Annotated in this window: 1 protein-coding gene; it reads left to right on the top strand. The window is 68.0% G+C overall.

Annotated features, from left to right (window positions below; genetic code table 11):
* On the top strand, positions 1 to 344 hold a 344-nt coding region (locus tag AC5Y7E_RS24300; RefSeq protein ID WP_499950964.1), incomplete at both ends, for a condensation domain-containing protein.

Genomic DNA, 344 nt, shown 5'->3' with positions numbered 1-344 from the left:
ATCCCCGAGCAGGTGGTGGTGGCCGCCGACGACGCCGAGGTGGGGTGGGAAGTCATCGATGCCCGCGGCTGGCCGGCCGAGCGGGTCCAGGAGGCGGTGAACACCGCGGCACAGCACAGGTTTGATCTCAGTCGCGAGGTCTTGTTGCGCGCCACGGTGTTTCGGCTGGGCGTCGACGAGCATGTGTTGGTGGTGGTGGTCCATCACATCGCCGCTGATGGCTGGTCGATCACCCCGCTGGTGGCCGATCTGGGCACCGCTTATGCCCAGCGCTGCGCCGGCCAGGCTCCGGGGTGGGCGCCGTTGGCGGTGCAGTATGTCGATTACACGCTGTGGCAACGCGA

This window comes from Mycobacterium sp. NGS17, from assembly GCF_059813205.1.
This window is presented reverse-complemented; position numbering and strand designations above follow the sequence as displayed.